The 347-nt window shown below is 33.4% G+C and carries 1 pseudogene; it reads left to right on the forward strand.

Going from position 1 to position 347, the window contains the following annotated elements:
* Positions 1–183: 183 nt before the first annotated feature.
* A pseudogene (locus BPMYX0001_RS34890) lies at positions 184–303 on the forward strand (ABC transporter ATP-binding protein); the annotation flags it as partial.
* Positions 304–347: the final 44 nt, after the last annotated feature.

Here is a 347-nt window from a genome sequence, read left to right on the forward strand (position 1 = left end):
TACTTTGAACTTTCAGGCACAGATACTCCTTCTACCCTATTATAGAAGCTATTTTGAACGTAAGGGATTTGTAAGGAATAGATAAGGAAAAAGAGATTTTCATTGTGTATGATCAAAATATAAAGAAGCATGAAAGGCGGAACAGATATGACTTATATATGAAAAACAAACCAGTTAACAAGAGTGTTTCAAGGAAAAGAAGTAATTTCTGGGGTTAACATACATGTGAAGAAAGAGGGATTTACCGTTTGTTAGGACAGAATAGCGTTTGTAAAAATAATCATTATGAAGATGATTACGAATTCAATGTTGACCTTTTGTCATTGGTGGAGATGATAGCTGTGTGG

Source organism: Bacillus pseudomycoides DSM 12442, from assembly GCF_000161455.1.
In the GTDB taxonomy this organism is placed as follows: Bacteria; Bacillota; Bacilli; order Bacillales; family Bacillaceae_G; genus Bacillus_A; species Bacillus_A pseudomycoides.